The following is a 16719-nucleotide window of genomic DNA, read 5'->3' as shown; positions in this document are numbered from 1 at the left end:
TTCATTGCGCCCTCATGGATTTGGGGACAGGTTGAGACCGGAACACGCGTTCAAGCGACGTTCCCAACCGCAGCCCCATGACCCTCTTGCAAGCACTGAGGAACGCCACTCAAGCGTCCCACCAGCAGCTCGACCGTCAGATTTCCACAGGAGAAGTCACGGCGAGCAGGGATTCGTATGCCCGGTATCTGGAGCGCTTTTACCAAGGCTTGGCCGCTTGCTGGCCCCAGCTTGATTGGGCGCTCCTCGCGAGCTTGGGACTTCCGCAGTTGGCCGCTCGCCAAGCTCGCTATCACTCCTTGACCGCCGATCTTCATGCCTTGGGACATCCGGTGCCACGGCTGGAAATGAGGCATGAATCACATCAGGCAGCATCGGCCGTCGGATTCCTCTACGTGCTGGAGGGTAGCATCCACGGCGGCGCCATTCTGCTCTCGGAACTCGAGCGAAATGCTGGCCCACTCCCTGCGGACACCTGCCGCTTCATGCGGGGATTTGGCGACCAGAACCGCAGCCATTGGAAAGACTTCGCTTCGTGGCTCGAAGGCCTCGATACCGGAGACGATTTCGTAAAACCAGCGACCGCCGCCGCGGTCGAAGCTTTCGAGCGATTCGCCACCGCCTTCGGTGCTGGATCCCCCGCCGTTGTGTCCCGATGAACGAGTCACCGCTTCCGAATACCGATGATTGCGCCCGCGAGCCGATTCACATCCCCGGCTCGGTCCAGCCTCATGGAGTGCTGTTCGTTCTGGAGACTGCGAAGCTGACGATTCTTCAAGTCAGTGCGAATTCGGGAATCTTGATCGGCCGCGAGGCCACCGAGCTTCCCGGAACCCGGTTCTTGCAACTCATCCCTGATGACGCGCAAGGCGCAGTGGAGCGCTTGGTGCGTGATGCCGCGACGACCTACGTGAACCCCTTCCGCGTTCCCGTAGCCGTGGGCGACGAACTAAAGTTCTTCGACGGCATTGTCCACATTCTCGAAACCGGCGAGACGGTGGTCGAATTGGAGCGTGATCCTGAATCACCCCGCGACATGGAGTCGACCGAGGGCTTGGACAACTACTTGCAGATCGTCCATCGCTCCCTCGCGGAACTCTCCGGCGTGTGCCATGCGCGCGACATCGCAGCCGTGATGGCACGCGAGGTGAAGGGCTTCACCGGCTTTGACCGGGTGATGATCTATCACTTCGCGCCCGACTATCACGGGATGGTGATCGCCGAGGCGAAGGAGCCGGAGATGGAGCCCTACCTGGACCTCCACTACCCGGCGAGTGACATCCCTCCACAGGCGCGCGAGCTGTATCTTAAGAATCCGGTCCGCCTCCTACAAGACGTGCAAGCCGTTCCGGTGCCGCTTGTTCCTGCCCTCCACCCGCAGACGGGAGCGCCCCTCGACATGAGCCGCGCAGTGCTTCGCAGCATGTCGCCGATCCATGTGCAGTATCTGAAGAACATGGGAGTGGCCGCTTCCCTTTCGATCTCCCTAGTGGTCGATGGCAAGCTATGGGGACTCATCGCCTGCCATCATCGCACGCCGCGCTTCGTCTCCTACGCCGTGCGGGCTACAGCCTGTCTCTACGCCATCGTCATGTCGGCGCAGCTGAAGGCGAAACAGGCGAGCTTGGAGAACCTCCGGATGTCCTCGGCCCGCCGGATGGCGCTCGATCTCATCACCGGCCTGAAGGACTACTCGGATCCGGTCGGAAGCCTTGGCGGGACCCTTCCCGCCCAGCGCGACTTGTTCAAGGCGGACGGGGCCGCGATTCTGTCCCCGCAAGGCTTGCGCTCCGAGGGCTCCGCTCCGGACGACCTTGAACTGATCTCGCTGCGGCAGCAGTTGGAGAAGCACCGCAACGAGGGCATCCTCATCAGCCACGAGGCCTCTTCCCTGTTTCCATCACTGGCCGAAGGCTTGCCCCGGGCAGCAGGACTCGTGGCAATCCATCTCGGCGAGCAAGCATGGTTGGTCCTCTTCAGGGATGAAGCGATCCAGCGGGTCAAATGGGCGGGCGATCCGAACAACGCAAAATCACGCGATGCCAGCGGCACCCTCTCGCCGCGAAGCAGCTTTGCCGCCTGGCAAGAGACCGTTCGCGGTCAATCGCTGCCATGGCCAGACTCCACCACCCAGCTCACCACCGAAGTCCGCTCCGGCATCCTGGAGCTGGTGAGAAAGCGCAATATCCTGCTCGAACGCTCCAATCAGGACCTCCGTCGCTTCGCCGGCATCATCGCCCACGAGGTCAAGAATCAGCTCCAGTCCGGCATCATGGCACTCTCGTTGTTGGAGAGCCGGAAGGAAGGAATGGATTCCACGGTCTCGCAACTCGCCGGCCTCGCCAGCACCTCGCTCACGAACCTGGCCAAATTCACCAACGACATGCTCGAGTTCTCCGAAACGGAGATGAACTCGAACATCGAGGACATCGACTTCGCAAAGATGGCCCGTGAGGTCGTCGAGCAACTCGAAGCAAGCGGCCGCACGGAAGGCGCAGAAATCCAGATCCTTTCGCTGCCGCGCATCCGCGGGCCGAAGTCACAGATGGAGCACTTGCTCAGCAATCTGGTTCGCAACGCCCTCACTCATGCCCGGTCCGAGTCCAAGCAGCTCCGCATCGAAATCGGAACCCGTGCCGACGAGAACGGAGACACGGTGATCTACGTGCGCGACGATGGCCGCGGCATACCGCCGGAAAAGCGGGACAAGATTTTCGAATACTTCTTCAGCGACCGCGCGAACAAAGTGAAGGGCACCGGCATCGGCCTCGCCTTCTGCGCCCAGGTCGTCCAGCGGCTCGGCCACCGGATCTGGGTCGAGTCCGAGCCCCAGGCCGGTTCCACCTTCTACTTCTCGGTGAGTCCTGCGAACGATTGAATCCCGGTCACACCAGCAGCCCGCCCAACCGTTCTTCTAACAGAGCGGTCAGCGCCGCGGCTCCTCCCTTCGCTGGGAGTTCCTCTGCCACAAGCATCTTGCTCACCGGAATCGGCTCGCCGGCGATTACGCGGGCGGTGCGCGGTGCCGGATAGTTCGGGAAGCCCAGCAAGTCCTCCTCCAGCTTCATGATCGTCTCGGCGCGACGGTCGAGCGTGTGCTCGGCGAGGAAGTAGTCGCCGATGTAGCTGTGAGCCTGGAGTGCGGTGAAGACCCGGTCGAGATCATCGAGAAGATCATTTCGCTCGCTGGCGGTCGGCGGCTTCTCGGCATCGAGGAGGCGCTTTCGGATGCGATAGCGCTGGCCACGCACACGTTCGGGAGCGGTGACGCTTTTCGCATCACGACCATGGCGTCCCTCGGCGATCGACAACAAGGCATCGCACAACGAAGCGAGGCGCTCCTGGATGCGACCGCGGCCGGTTTCGCCGGTGTGCTCCATTTCCTTCAGGCCTAGCAGCCCGGTGCCGAGCCGGACGATCCGCTCGTCAAGCGGCATCGCCGGTCGCGGCGTCCAACCAATGCGGTCCTCCAGCGCCGACAAGCGATCGCAAAAGCTCGCCTCCACGGCGGGATCGTGGAGAAAGCGAATGCCCACGGGCACGAGGAACGCCTCCTTGCCATCCTTCATCCGAGCGGCGGCTTTCAACAGGATCGACGCGACACCTTCGTGCAAGGGATCGAGCCGCTCGTGGTGGTGATAGATTTCCCCCTCGGGATAAATCACCAGCGGATCGCTGCTCTTTTCCAACAGAGTGATGGCGGTCTTGATGGCGGACAGATCGGGGCCATCCCGGTCGACGGAGAAAACACCCATGCTCTCCAGCGCGAATGACCCCAGCTTGCTGATCTCGAAAACCTCGCGGGCCGCCATGAAATGCGACCTCATCCCATACCGCGCGACCAGCTCGGTCATCACATGGGGATCCGAGTGGTCGGCGTGATTCGGGGCCAGCAGCACGGCATGACCGGCGCGCGAAAGCTCCTTCACCTTGTCGAAGCCCGAATCATCCAGCCGGGTGACCGCGAACTTCCGTTGGAGGTAGAAGCGATTGGCGAACAACCCGAGTGGCCGGAACCACGCCCGCGGCTTTGGCGGCCGGAAGGTGTAGGGCAGGTCATTGCGGAGCCGGCGCATGTCAGGAAGTTAGAGACTTGCGCGGAAGAGCCAAGCCCCAAGGTCGTCCGCAACTGCGAGGATCAGGCAGGCCGCTGGAGATTGGCCAAGGCAGTGACCGCCGCGACAAGCTCGGCAGGCTCGACTGGCTTGGCGATGTGCATCTGAAAACCAGCCTCCAGTGCCTTCACTCGATCGATCGTCCTGGCGTAAGCGGTCACGGCAAGAGCTGCAGTCCGCCCCCCATCCTCGATTGGCAACGCACGCACCTTCCCAATGAAGGCATAGCCATCCTCGCCCGGCATCCCGATGTCGCTGACGATCACCGTGGGCGGCTCGTTACGAATCAGCTCCAGCGCTTCGGCTGCGGAATGGGCGGTCCTAACCTTGGCCCCGCATCCTGTGAGAAGACGTTCGACAAAAGCAACTGCGTCGGGCTCGTCATCCACCGCCACCACAGAAACGCCGGCCAACCGATCCGATGCCACGTGATCGGCTGTGGCAGCTCTCTCGGGTAAGGAAACCGATGCATCCACCCCGCTGTCGTCCGGAGCGCAAACCGGAAGACTCACGATGAAAGCCGATCCCTGACCCGGGCCAGGACTCTCCGCGCTGACCGAACCACCGTGGAGTTCCACGATCTGCTTCACGATGGCGAGACCAAGACCGAGGCCACCATGACGGCGCGTCGTCGTGGCATCCGCCTGCCGGAAGCGATCAAAGACATGAGGAAGGAATTCGGGAGGGATTCCCTCCCCCGTGTCCGCCACCCGCACGACCACCGAGCTTCCCGCATGATCGAGACTGACCCGGACCTTCCCACCTTGCGGCGTGAATTTCACCGCATTCGAGATGAGGTTCCAGAAGACCTGATGGAGACGATGCGGATCTCCTCGCATCTCATAGTCGGAGGCTCCGAGGGATACCTCGAGCTCCACGCCCTTCACCGTCGCCGTCGGCTGCACCGTCTCCGCGCCCGCTTTGACCAGTCCAGCAAGATCCACGTCCTTGAGATCCAGCGTCAGCTTGCCGCTGACAATCCGGCTCATGTCGAGAATGTCCTCGATGATCTGCGTCTGCGCCTTCGCATTGCGGGAAATGACCTTGAGTCCCTCCGCCACCCGCTCCGAAAGATCGGGCATGATCTGCAAGAGATGGGTCCAGCCGACAATCGCATTGAGAGGTGTCCGTAGCTCATGCGAGAGCGTGGCGAGGAACTGATCCTTCATACGCCCCGCCGCCTCGGCGTCATTGCGGGCAGAGCGTTCCGCATCCAGCAAGGACTGCCGCTCGTGCAGCGCCTGCTCCAGTTCCTGCTGGCTGGCTGCCAATCGCCGGCTCGCCAGAACCCGCTCGGTCACATCAATCGAGTGATCGTAGACGCCATAGGGCTTGCCCGAAGGATCCTGCACCTGGAGGTAGGTGAAATCGAAATAGCGATCCTCCACCGGGCCGTCATCGCTCTTGGAGAGCTTGGCAAGAACCTCGGTAGCGGTATGCGGCTCACCGGTTCTCAGCACCTTCAAGAGCAGATCATCGAATCCTTGGCCGGCCAGTTCCGGCAGTGCCTCCATCAGCGGCCGCCCTAACAGCTCACGCCGCCCAAAGAGCGCCTGGTAGTCGGGGTTCACGCGCTCGAATACGAGATCCTCGCCGCGCCACAACGCCATCGCGGCAGGCGAGCCGCGGAACACCAATTCCAGAAGGTGGCGTTGGAAGGCGATCTCGTTCTCTGAATTTTTCCGCTCCGTGATATCGCCGACGATACCATCGAAGCTGGTAAGAAGTTCGCCGTTGGGAGTCTCGCGGGTGGTGGTTTTGCCGCGCGCCGCCACCCATCGCACCGTCCCATCCGGGTGGATCACCCGGTATTCCGCATAGTAGGGTGCAGGATTGTCGGGGTCGGTTGCCTTGGCCACCGCATCGCGCACCAGTTGCCGATCATCCGGGTGAATGATGGCGAATGCTTCCTCATAGGTCAGCGAGGCGCCTTGGCAGCCAAAGATGCGACGAAAGGTTTCATCGGTCTCCAAGTCATTGCCACCCGGATCGATATTGAAGGAGCCCACCCCCGCCGCCTCCAGTGACTGCCGGCGCAGCCGCTCGCTATTCAAGACGTCCTGCCGGCTCTTCAGAAGATCGGTTACATCCACTCCGTGGACGAAGATACCATTGGTCTTCAGATCAGGCCCGCGCAGCGCCTGATAGACAAAGCTGACATGGCGATGGCGATCAGCGTCCCTCTCGTGGGCCAGCGTCACCGGCACTTCATTCGCGATGAACGGCTGGCCGGTGCGATACACCTCATCGAGCTTCTCGAAGTAACCCTGCCCTTCCACCTCCGGCAGCACCTCGCGGATCGGCTTCCCAAGCTCGAGCCGCCGTCCCGCCAACCGGTGATAAGAGTCGTTTGCGAGCTCCAGCACATGATCCGGTCCCCTCAGCACGCAGATGAAAGCAGGGGCCTGCTCGACGATCGACGCGAGGTTCTCCCGCTCCGCGCGTGCCTCCTTCAGGGCCCGCGCCCGATGCACCTCCGCAGCCGTGCGGTCAGCCACCTGGCGGACGAGGGCAATCTCGCTTTCCGTCCAATCCCGCGGCGCCGCCTGATGAACCACGAACAGGATCTGGAAACGTCCATCGATCAGAATCGGCACATCGATCGCAGCGATCGCCCTGACGCGCTTCAACGCCTCAAGTTCCGGACCGGGAGGATTCTCAAGCATCGCATTCCGGCGGATATGGGGCTTGCCAGCCCGGTAGTCCTTCAAGAGCTGCTCGCCGTAGTCGTCCAAGCGGTGAGTGCCGGCGACTGAAGGCATTCCCGCCTCCAGCCATTCGCGTGGCACCGTGACGAACTGCTCATCGGGTGAAGCCTCCGCGACGAACACGCGCGATGCTTTGAGGTGCTCACCGAGCGCACGCTCCGCGACCTGGATGATTTCCTCAGGATCGGACAACCCGAGCACCGACGTGGTCAGGCGATCGAGGAACGCCAACGTCTCCGCATGGTCTCGACCTGCGGCGTTCGGATGATGAGTGCCTGACGAGGAATCGGAGGAAGTCATGAGGGAAGGCCACTTGCGCGCGTCCGCAAGTGGGCCGCTCGCCCCGGTATAGAAGCCTCAGTCAGTTTCGCTGTAAACCGACTTTGGAGAAGGCATCAAAACGTTGCGTTTCGCCCCAACAAATCCGGGTCACTGCCGGTTGAACCGCGCCACTTCCCGCTGTGCCTCGCGCAGTTCCACCTTCGCCTTTAGGTCATGCCTCTGGTCGGAGTGGGTCTTGCCCTTGCCGACGCCGATCTCGACCTTCACCTTGCCGTTCTTCCAATACATCTTCAGGCACGGCAGCGAGGCCCCCTTGATGGCGGTCGCCTGCTCCAGCTTGAGGATCTCGCGCTTGTGGACCAGCAGTCGCCGCGGACGACGTGACTCGTGCTGAAACCACTTGGCCGCGGTTTCCCAAGGCTGGATGTCGCAGCCGTAGAGGAAGAGCTGGCCCTTCTCGACCCGTGCGAACGCGTCGGAAATGTTCGACTTCCCGGCACGGATCGATTTGACCTCGGTGCCTTTCAGCTCAATGCCCGCCTCGTACGTGTCCGAGATATTGAAATCACGGCGCGCCTTGCGGTTACTGGAAATCTCCGCACTCACAGATGTTCACGCCACCTTCGGGCGCGGAATCGCTCGATCAATCTCAGGCCTCGGCGGCTGGCGCCGGGTCTGCGAGCTTGATCTTGCCTTCAATGATTTCGGTCAAAGCGATGTCAGCCGCGCCCATGCTCGGGCGAGTCGGGATCAGCGGCGAGCGGCCGCTGTTCAACTGGCGGACACGCTTCGAGACCATGTTGATAAGGACCAGCGGATCACTGATAATCTCGGACGCCTTCTCGACAAGATCGCTTTTCATGGGTGTTCCTGGAAACCGGGAATGAGACTTCGGCTGCTCGAAGGGGACGATATTCTCTTCAGACATGCCGGGTCGTATATTCCTCACCGGCCATGGACGGCCGGAAGGCGGGAGAGACCAAATCACTACTACAATGACAAGGGCAAAATCGGAAATCCCGTGAAATTCACATAAGATTCAGTCCGAAGCGACGCAAAATCACCACCGTGAGCCAGAAAAAGCCAACCGTGAGCAGGCAGTTCACCCCCAGCGCCGCCCAGAAACCCCAGCCATTGCGGAGCATCCACGGCAGGATCAGGAACATCGGCAGGGTCGGCAGCACGAACCAGAAGGTTCCCTCCGAGTGATTCGCGATCCGCTGGCTCCCCTGCTTCTCCGCCTGCATCCAGACCATCGCAATTAGCGAGGTGAAGGGCAGCGCGATCAGAAGGGCGGAAAGCCGGTCATTCACCACCTGCACCTTGGTGACCACCAGAATGATGAAGGCAGTGATGATGAGCTTCACCACATCCTTCGGGGTCATCTTGAGCGCGTTGATTAGTTCGGTCTTGTCCATGTCCTGCTTGCGGTCGGGGCGAAACTCGCGGAAATACGCCCCCGTGCAACCTTTCCGTTTCATCCTCCCCCTCGTGCTCGCCGTGGCCGCCTGCGGACCGGTCGCCCTGCCCGGCACCGCCTCCGCCGCGCCCGCCGCTGCCGCGACGAATCTGACCGGGGCCCAGAAGGCGGCCATCGGGAAGAAAATCTGGCAAAACGAATGCGGCGGCACCGTCGCCGGCCTGACCACCTGGAATGCTGGCGAGGAATTCCCGTCTCTGGGAATCGGCCACTTCATCTGGTATCCCGAGGGCTTCAACGGCCGCTTTGAGGAAAGCTGGCCGCAATTCGTCGCCTTCGCCCGCCAGCAGGGCGCGAACCCGCCAGCGGTCGCCCTCCAGCGCCACGCCCCATGGAAGTCCAAGGCTGAATTCCGCGGCCCGCAGGTCGACCAGCTCCGCCAGTGGCTGGCGAGCACCGTGCCGCTCCAGACCGACTTCATCATCGCTCGCTCCCGCGCGGCCCTGCCGAAGGTGCTCGCCGCCGCTCCTGCCAGCGACCGCGGCCGCCTTCAGGCGAACTACTACAAGGTCGCCAGCACCGCGAACGGCACCTACGCCCTGATCGACTACGTGAATTTCAAGGGCGAGGGCATCCAGGCCAGCGAGCGCTACAACGGCAAAGGCTGGGGCCTGCTCCAAGTGCTCGGCAGCATGAAGGATGTCCCCGCCGGCCAACCCGCCGCCGCCGAATTCTCCGCCAGTGCCAAGCGCATGCTGACCCGCCGCATTGAAAACTCCCCGCCCGCCCGCGGCGAAGCCCGCTGGAAGGAAGGCTGGCTCAATCGCTGCAGCACCTATGCGCGGCCTCTTTGAGGCCGGGTCATTTCGAGTCTCCCCACATGAAACGCCTCGCACCCGGACTTTCCTGGCCCCGCATCGAAGAGGGACCCATCCAGGTGGCGTGCCATTTCTGCGATGCGCTGCAGGAAGCGCCGCGCCTGCACGAGGGCGATGCCGCGCACTGCTGCCGTTGTGGCGAGATGCTCTATCAAAACCGGCCGCGCTCGCTGGCCCGGGCCACCGCCTTCTCGTCCGCGGCACTGATCTTCATGGTGCTGGTCCACATCTTTCCCAGCGTGACCGTCGATTCCGGCAGCGTGCGGCACGAGCTGACCATCCTCCAGGCTGCCAATGCCATGCTGAGGGAAGGCAATCCGCTGATCGCCGTGGGCACCGTCTTCTTCACGATGGTCGCCCCCTTGGTGCTGGTCGGTGGGCTGCTCTACGTGTCCGCCCCACTGCGTTTCGGGATCGCCCTCCCCGGTGCCAAGGTGGTGACCCGCTGGTTCCAGCTTTGTGAGCCTTGGAGCATGCTGGAGGTCTTCTTGTTCGGTATCCTCATCGCCCTGCTGAAGCTCGGCGCGATCGGCGACATTCATCTCGGCACCGGCATGTGGGCCATGACCGGCCTCGTGATCTGCACCGCTTGCGCAGTTGCGGGAATCGACCGCTTGGAACTGTGGGACCGGCTGGAAATCGCCCTTCACAAGCACGACTGATGGAGATTCGCAGCGCTGCCGCCGAAGGACTCGCCTCCTGCCACCTGTGCGGGAAGGTGAGCCCCGTCGAACTCGGCCACTGCCCGCGCTGCCATAGCCCCTTGCACCTGCGAAAACCCCATAGCCTGGAGCGCACCTGGTGCTTCCTCGTCGCTTCGATCGCCCTCTATTTCCCCGCCAACATGCTTCCGATCATGTCGGTTGGCACGATCGGCGGCGCCTCGCACGATACGATCATGTCCGGCGTGCTGAATTTCTGGAAGAAGGGCGACTTCCTCGTGGCCGTCATCATCTTCTCCGCCAGCATCATGATCCCGGTGCTGAAGATGATCGCCCTTTGCTGGCTCTGCTTCGCCGCTGCGGGAAAGACCCACACCTCGCCGAAAAACCTCACCCGGCTCTATCACATCACCGAGCTCGTCGGCCGCTGGTCGATGGTGGACGTCTTTGTCGTCTCCATCCTGGTGGCGCTGGTGCAGGTCGGCGCGCTTTCTAATGTCTTGCCCGGTCCGGCGATCCTTTCCTTTGCAGCGGTCGTCATTCTGACCATGTTCGCCGCCATCAGCTTCGACCCCCGCCTGCTGTGGGACCAGCACCTGGGTCGTGACCTATCCGATACCCCATGACCGAAGAGACGCCCGAGCACGAACCGCGCGCCATCGTCCGCCACCGCCGCCGCTGGAGCAGCGTGTGGGTGGTGCCCTTGCTTGCCCTCATCGTAGCAGGCAGCCTGGTGTGGAAGCACTACGCCGGGCGCGGACCGCTTGCCTACGTCCGCTTCGAGACTGCCGACAGCATCAAGGCAGGCGCCACCGAGGTTCGCTGCCGTTCCGTCCGGGTCGGCATGCTGGAGAAGATCGACCTGGCCGACGATCTCCTCTCCGTGGTCGCGGAAGTTCGCATGGACCCCGGCTCGGCCCATCTGCTACGCCAGGGCACCCGCTTCTGGGTGGTGAAGGCACGCCTTTCCGCCGGCTCCCTTTCCGGCGCGAGCACGCTCATCGAAGGCGCCTACCTTGAACTCGAGCCCGGCGACGGAAACCAGACGGTGAATCACTACGATGGTCTGGAGGAGCCCCCGGTCACTCCCGCGAGCGTGCCAGGCTTGCGCCTCACTCTGATCTCGGAAGACGCCGGTTCCTTGGCGGTTGGCGCGCCCATCTACTACCGCGGCTTCGAAGTCGGCCGCGTGGAGCGCCGCACGCTAGACATCGCCAACCGCCGGATCCGCTTTGATATCTTCCTGAAGGACGAATACTCCTCGCTCGTCAGCCAAGGCACCTGCTTCTGGAACACCAGCGGCATCGATGTCACGGCCGGTGCCGATGGCGTGAAGGTTAGCACGCCATCGTTCCAGGCCATGCTTTCTGGCGGCGCGGTCTTTTCCGTGCCGAAAGGCGGTGACCCCGGCGCACCAGTGCAGGACGGCGCGGTCTTCCAGCTCTATCCGGATCAGGAAGCCGCGGAGAAATCCATCTTCAAGCCGGATCGTCGCGTCCTCCTGTTCTTCGACCAATCGGTCCGCGGCCTTTCGATTGGAGCTCCGGTCGAATTCCGCGGCATCCATCTCGGCCGGGTATCCGAGATCAGCTTCAGGCACTCGCCGCCCGGCGACTCGCGTGTGCCGGTAGTAGTCGAAATTGATTCCGAGACCCTCCGGAAAGCCGTCGAGAACATCCAGGCACCGACCGACACCCTTGCCGAATGTGTCCGCCGTGGCCTGCGCGCCAAGCTCAGCACCGGCTCGCTGCTTACCGGTGCACTCTATGTGGATTTCGACTTCGTACCTGGCGTCGCTCCGGCCGAACTGGTCAAGCTCGGCGAATACGACGTAATCCCGACCGCTGATGCCTCCGGCCTCGCCCAGCTCCAGGACAAGGTCAATGCCATCCTCGCCAAGATCGAAGCCCTTCCGCTGGACGAGACCTTGAACAAGTTCGGCACCGCCGCCGACGAAATCGCCATCACCGTCAAGGATGTCCGTGGCACGCTCGATGAAGCCGAAGGCGCGCTCGCCCAAGCCAAGAAGCTGCTCGCCAAGGACGAGACCCAGAATCTAACCGCCGAGCTGCAAGCCACGCTCAAGCAAGTCCGCAGCAGCGTCGACAGCCTCGGGCCGAATGGCGCGATGCAAGGCGACCTCGCCCGCACCCTCGACGAACTCCGCGCCGCTCTCCGCTCCTTCAAGGTCCTCTCCGACTCCATCGAAGAAAAGCCGAACTCCCTGCTCTTCGGTCGCGAAGGCTCCGGAGATCCAAAGCCGCGCGCAAAGCGATAACACCCTTTCCAGCCATGCTCCGCTCCCTCTTCAAACTCGGCATCATTGGCGCCCTGGCGATGCAGCTTTTCTCCTGCGCCCCCGCCAAGTCCTTCTACGTCCTCACCCCGGAAGGCCCACCGCCTTCTGGAGGTGGCATGGGTGTCGGGGTTGGCCCCATTTCCCTCGCCGGTTATCTTGATCGCGCCAATCTCGTCTATCAGGAGAGCGGCAACCGCATGGCCGTCGCCGAGTCCCATCGCTGGGCCGGTGACCTCGAGGAGAACATTGCCCGCGTCACCGCGACCAACCTCGGCCGCCGTCTCGGCACCGGCAATGTCCGCGTCTACCCATGGGGCAGCGATGGCGAGATCCGCTATCAGGTCAGCATCGATATCCGCCAGCTCCATGGCACCTCCAATGGTGAAGCCGTGCTCGACGCCGCATGGCGCGTCTATTCCCTGCCCGACCGCCGCATGATCACCTCGAAGAGCTGGTCCGGCAGCGAGCCGATGAAGAAGGACGGCTACGACGAGATGGCCGCGGCACAAAGCCGCCTGCTAGGCCAACTCGCCGGCGAGATCGCTGCGACGCTGAAGTAGCAGCGTGTCCCGGAATCCTCTTGCCACGAATCAGTTCCTACACCGGAATCACCGGATAGGAACTGTTCCTGCATGAATAAGCGGATTCGCCTCAAAGATGTCGCCGAGCGCGCCGGTGTGGCCGTCAACACGGCCTCCACCATTCTCAATCGCCGGCCCAATTCCTGGGCGTCGAAGGAGACCGAAGCCCGTGTTTTCCAAGCAGCACGCGAGCTCGGCTACCGGCCATCCAAGACAGCGCGCGCGCTGCGCTCCGGCCGCTATCACACGATCGGTCTGCTCATTCAGGACCTCACCAACCCCTTCTTCTCGACTCTGGCGGACGAGCTTGAAGCCGCCGTCGAGGAACGCGGCTACGACCTGCTCGTGGAAAACTGCCGCTCCTCGCTCGTCCGCGAGAAGCACCTCTTCGCCGATCTCGAAGACTTAGAAGTCGACGGCAGCGTGCTGTGGCTTTCCGACAACGAAGTCTTCCGCCCCGAGCTCGCCACCATCGCCGAGGCGAAACAGCCCGTGGTCGTCCTCGGCAACGGCATCCCCGAGAAACCGATCCCGGTCGATGCCGTGCTCTCCGACTTCACCCAGGGCCTGACCGATGCCGTCGAAGCCCTCTGCCAGCTCGGCCACAAGCGATTCGCCTTTGTCAGCGCACTTGCGGAAGGCCAAGCCGACGGCCAGCGCCCGCGCCTCTTCCAAGAGATGCTCGCAGCCCGCGGCATTCCTGCCGGTAATATCGATATCCTCCGCACCGGTCACACGGTCGAGAGCGCCTGCGAGACCTTTGCCGGTTTCCTGAAGAAGCGCCCCGACAAGCGGCCGACCGCGTTGTTCGCCATGAACGACCTCGCCGCCATCGGAGCTATGCGCGCCGCTATCGAGGCCGGTCTTTCGATTCCCGCCGACCTCTCCATCGTCGGCGTCGATGACGTGCCGCTCTGCTCCTACCTGCCGATCACGCTCACTTCGATCCGCCAGCGCTACAAGAAGATCACCCGCACCGCGGCGGACCTCTTGATCTCGCGCATCGAAGCAGCCGATCCTACCGCACTGCCACCGCGTCAGGAAGTATTCGCCACCGTCTACACGCCCCGGGAAAGCGTGGGGCCAGCCGAGGCCTGAGTCATGACACCGGGCATGGCCATCGTTGAGATCCCTCATGGCAGCCCCGGCTATCTTGAACTCGTGCGGCTGCGCGACCTGCATCTGCGCCAGCCGATCGGCTTGCGAATGAGCGAAGAGGATCTCGCCGGTGAAGAAACACAGCGCCACTTCGCCCTGCTTTGGAATGAAGTCATCCTCGGCGGGCTAATCGCGAATCCAACCCGGACGGACACCGCAAAACTCCGCCAGATGTGGGTCGATCCCAGCCTTCGTGGACAGGGCTGTGGCCGTGCGCTGTTAGAAGAAGTCGAGCGGCGCCTCTTGGCGGAAGGCATACACCATCTCGCGCTGAACGCCCGCGAGGGAGCGACCGGCTTCTATCAGAATAGCGGCTATCACGTCGTCGGCGAGACCTTCACCGAAGTCGGCATCCCGCACGTGCGGATGGAGAAGCGACTGGGCTGAGAAGCCGTTCCGGGACATCCCTCTCATGTAGCGGCGCGTCCATAATCGCCGCTACATCACAAAAAAGCCCGCCACCCTTGCGGATGGCGGGCCTTTGGTAAAACAACGGCTCGCGAATTACTTCCGCTTCGCCTCTTCGCGCTCCTTGGCGGCCTTGATGACCTCGTCGGAGACGTTCTTCGGGCAAGGAGCGTAGTGGCTGAACTCCATCGAGAACTGGCCACGACCGGAGGTCATGGTGCGCAGGTCACCGATGTAGCCGAACATCGCGGAAAGCGGAGCTTCCGCCTTCACGCGGACACCACCCGGGGTCGGCTCCTGGCCTTGGATCATGCCCCGGCGACGGTTGAGGTCGCCGATCACATCACCCACCTTCTCTTCCGGAGCGAACACATCGAGCTTCATCATCGGCTCGAGGATCTGCGGCGCGCACTTCGGCATGGTCTGGCGATAGGCAGCCTTGGCAGCGATTTCGAACGCGATGTTGCTGGAGTCCACGGCGTGGAAACCACCTTCGTTGAGCGTGACCTTGAAGTCCAAGCACGGGTAGCCGGCAAGCGGTCCCTTGTCGACGGAGGTCTTGAAGCCCTTGTCGACAGCCGGGATGAACTCCTTCGGAATGCTGCCGCCGACGACCTTCGATTCGAAGATGAAGCCGGTGCCAGGTTCGCCGGGCTCGATGGTGTAGTCGATCTTCGCGTACTGACCGGAACCACCGGACTGCTTCTTGTGGGTGTAGCTGTCGGAGACCGCCTTGGTGATGGTTTCGCGGTAGGCGACCTGAGGGGCGCCCACGGTGACCTCGACCTTGTGGGTGCGCTTGAGGATGTCGATCTTGATGTCGAGGTGGAGCTCACCCATTCCCTTGAGGATCATCTCATTGGTCTCCTCGTCTGTTTCGACGCGGAAAGACGGGTCTTCCTGGATCATCTTGCCAACAGCGTTGGCCAGCTTCTCGGCGTTGGCCTTGTCCTTCGGAGCGACAGCGATCGAGATCACGGGATCCGGGAACACCATCGGCTCGAGCGTGGCCGGGTTCTTCTCGTCACAAAGGGTGTGGCCGGTCTGCACGTTCTTGAGACCGACCAGGGCGACGATGTCACCGGCTTGGGCAGACTCGATTTCCTTGCGGTCGTCGGCGTGCATTTCGACCATGCGGCTGATGCGCTCGGTCTTGCCAGTGAAGGAATTCAGAACGGTGTCGCCCTTCTTGATCGTGCCCGAGTAGATGCGGGTGAAGGTCAGCGCGCCGAACTTGTCGTCCATGATCTTGAAGGCCAGACCACGGAAAGGAGCGGTCGGGTCGATGATGGCGAACTTGCCGGTTTCATTGCCTTCTTCGTCCACTTCGGGAAGTGGACGCACATCGGTCGGCGCGGGAAGGTAGTCCACCACGGCATCGAGCACGAGTTGGAGACCCTTGTTCTTGAAGGAGGAACCGCAGTAGGTCGGGAAGAACGCGAGATCGATGGTGCCCTTGCGGATGCACTTCTTGATGTCCTCGATGGAGGGCTCGTTGCCTTCCAGATAGGCTTCCATCAGCACGTCGTCCTGCTCGACGGCAGTCTCGATGAGCTGGGCACGGTATTCATTGGCCTTGTCCACCAGGTCGGCGGGGATTTCCTCGATCTTGAAGTTTTCCGGCTGGCCGGATTCGTCCCAGATGTGGGCCTTCATCGTGAGAAGGTCGACCACGCCGATGAAATCGCTCTCCGTGCCGATCGGCAGGACCATGACGAGCGGAGTCGCACCGAGGATCTTCTTCACCTGGGCGATCACCCGGTAGAAGTCGGCACCGATACGGTCGAGCTTGTTGACGTAGATAACGCGGGAAACCTTGGAATCGTTTGCGTAGCGCCAGTTCGTCTCGGACTGGGGCTCCACGCCGCCGGATCCGCAGAATACGCCGACGCCGCCGTCGAGAACCTTCAGCGAGCGATAGACTTCGATGGTGAAGTCAACGTGGCCCGGGGTGTCGATGACGTTGAATTGGTGACCCTTCCAGAAGCAGGTGGTGGCGGCGGACTGGATGGTGATGCCGCGCTCGGCTTCCTGTTCCATGAAGTCCATGGTGGAAGCGCCGTCGTGAACCTCACCGATCTTGTGGATCTTGCCGGTGAGCTTGAGAATACGCTCGGTGGTGGTGGTCTTGCCCGCATCCACGTGAGCGAAAATGCCTATGTTGCGGTATTTGGTGAGGTCCTTCATGCTCTTGAGTGTGATGTGGTT

Annotated in this window: 15 protein-coding genes; 9 read left to right on the top strand and 6 right to left on the bottom strand. The window is 62.4% G+C overall.

What is annotated here, in order from left to right:
- The first annotated feature begins 77 nt into the window (after nucleotides 1-77).
- The gene (locus tag WKV53_RS16975) at nucleotides 78-659 is read left to right on the top strand and encodes a biliverdin-producing heme oxygenase (protein ID WP_341405969.1); all 582 of its coding nucleotides are present in this window, start codon (nucleotides 78-80) and stop codon (nucleotides 657-659) included.
- On the top strand, nucleotides 656-2878 hold the full coding sequence (locus WKV53_RS16970; RefSeq protein ID WP_341405968.1) for an ATP-binding protein: 2223 nt from the start codon (nucleotides 656-658) through the stop codon (nucleotides 2876-2878). The genes WKV53_RS16975 and WKV53_RS16970 overlap by 4 nt, the downstream gene beginning before the upstream one ends.
- Nucleotides 2879-2885: 7 nt before the next feature.
- Here the strand turns inward: WKV53_RS16970 and WKV53_RS16965 are convergent, their stop codons facing one another.
- From WKV53_RS16965 to WKV53_RS16945, 5 genes are all read right to left on the bottom strand, one after another.
- Nucleotides 2886-4076 (bottom strand): 1-acyl-sn-glycerol-3-phosphate acyltransferase, encoded by a 1191-nt coding sequence (locus WKV53_RS16965; protein WP_341405967.1) that lies wholly within the window; start codon nucleotides 4074-4076, stop codon nucleotides 2886-2888.
- A gap of 62 nt (nucleotides 4077-4138) precedes the next feature.
- Complete coding sequence (locus tag WKV53_RS16960) at nucleotides 4139-7123, bottom strand: ATP-binding protein (RefSeq protein WP_341405966.1); 2985 nt, start codon at nucleotides 7121-7123, stop codon at nucleotides 4139-4141.
- A 129-nt stretch (nucleotides 7124-7252) separates the two neighbouring features.
- The gene (gene smpB, locus WKV53_RS16955) at nucleotides 7253-7711 is read right to left on the bottom strand and encodes an SsrA-binding protein SmpB (RefSeq protein WP_341405965.1); all 459 of its coding nucleotides are present in this window, start codon (nucleotides 7709-7711) and stop codon (nucleotides 7253-7255) included.
- 43 nt (nucleotides 7712-7754) lie between these two features.
- The gene (locus WKV53_RS16950; protein WP_341405964.1) at nucleotides 7755-7967 is read right to left on the bottom strand and encodes a DNA-directed RNA polymerase subunit omega; all 213 of its coding nucleotides are present in this window, start codon (nucleotides 7965-7967) and stop codon (nucleotides 7755-7757) included.
- Between the two features lie 166 nt (nucleotides 7968-8133).
- Nucleotides 8134-8586, bottom strand: a complete 453-nt coding sequence (locus WKV53_RS16945) for a DUF3147 family protein (RefSeq protein WP_341405963.1) — start codon at nucleotides 8584-8586, stop codon at nucleotides 8134-8136.
- On the opposite strand from WKV53_RS16945, the gene WKV53_RS16940 reads away from it, so the two are divergent.
- From WKV53_RS16940 to WKV53_RS16910, 7 genes are all read left to right on the top strand, one after another.
- Nucleotides 8567-9379: a hypothetical protein gene (locus WKV53_RS16940; RefSeq protein ID WP_341405962.1), complete on the top strand. Its 813-nt coding sequence runs from the start codon at nucleotides 8567-8569 to the stop codon at nucleotides 9377-9379. The two genes, WKV53_RS16945 and WKV53_RS16940, sit on opposite strands and share 20 nt — an antisense overlap.
- Before the next feature lie 26 nt (nucleotides 9380-9405).
- The gene (locus tag WKV53_RS16935) at nucleotides 9406-10065 is read left to right on the top strand and encodes a paraquat-inducible protein A (protein WP_341405961.1); all 660 of its coding nucleotides are present in this window, start codon (nucleotides 9406-9408) and stop codon (nucleotides 10063-10065) included.
- Nucleotides 10065-10691 carry a paraquat-inducible protein A gene (locus WKV53_RS16930; RefSeq protein WP_341405960.1) on the top strand — a complete coding sequence of 209 codons (627 nt, stop codon included), beginning with the start codon at nucleotides 10065-10067 and terminating at the stop codon, nucleotides 10689-10691. The genes WKV53_RS16935 and WKV53_RS16930 overlap by 1 nt, the downstream gene beginning before the upstream one ends.
- Entirely contained in the window at nucleotides 10688-12343 is a 1656-nt protein-coding gene (locus WKV53_RS16925) for a PqiB family protein (RefSeq protein WP_341405959.1), read from the top strand. The genes WKV53_RS16930 and WKV53_RS16925 overlap by 4 nt, the downstream gene beginning before the upstream one ends.
- Nucleotides 12344-12357: 14 nt before the next feature.
- Nucleotides 12358-12924: a PqiC family protein gene (locus WKV53_RS16920; protein WP_341405958.1), complete on the top strand. Its 567-nt coding sequence runs from the start codon at nucleotides 12358-12360 to the stop codon at nucleotides 12922-12924.
- Between the two features lie 72 nt (nucleotides 12925-12996).
- On the top strand, nucleotides 12997-14043 hold the full coding sequence (locus WKV53_RS16915; protein ID WP_341405957.1) for a LacI family DNA-binding transcriptional regulator: 1047 nt from the start codon (nucleotides 12997-12999) through the stop codon (nucleotides 14041-14043).
- Between the two features lie 15 nt (nucleotides 14044-14058).
- Complete coding sequence (locus WKV53_RS16910) at nucleotides 14059-14490, top strand: GNAT family N-acetyltransferase (RefSeq protein WP_341405956.1); 432 nt, start codon at nucleotides 14059-14061, stop codon at nucleotides 14488-14490.
- 117 nt (nucleotides 14491-14607) lie between these two features.
- Here WKV53_RS16910 and fusA read toward each other — a convergent pair whose 3' ends face one another.
- Nucleotides 14608-16698 carry an elongation factor G gene (gene fusA, locus WKV53_RS16905; protein ID WP_341405955.1) on the bottom strand — a complete coding sequence of 697 codons (2091 nt, stop codon included), beginning with the start codon at nucleotides 16696-16698 and terminating at the stop codon, nucleotides 14608-14610.
- Between the last annotated feature and the right edge of the window lie 21 nt (nucleotides 16699-16719).

This window comes from Luteolibacter sp. Y139 (assembly GCF_038066715.1).
GTDB lineage: Bacteria > Verrucomicrobiota > Verrucomicrobiia > Verrucomicrobiales > Akkermansiaceae > Haloferula > Haloferula soli.
The sequence above is the reverse complement of the archived record's forward strand: the minus strand, read 5'-3'. Positions and strand labels throughout refer to the sequence as shown.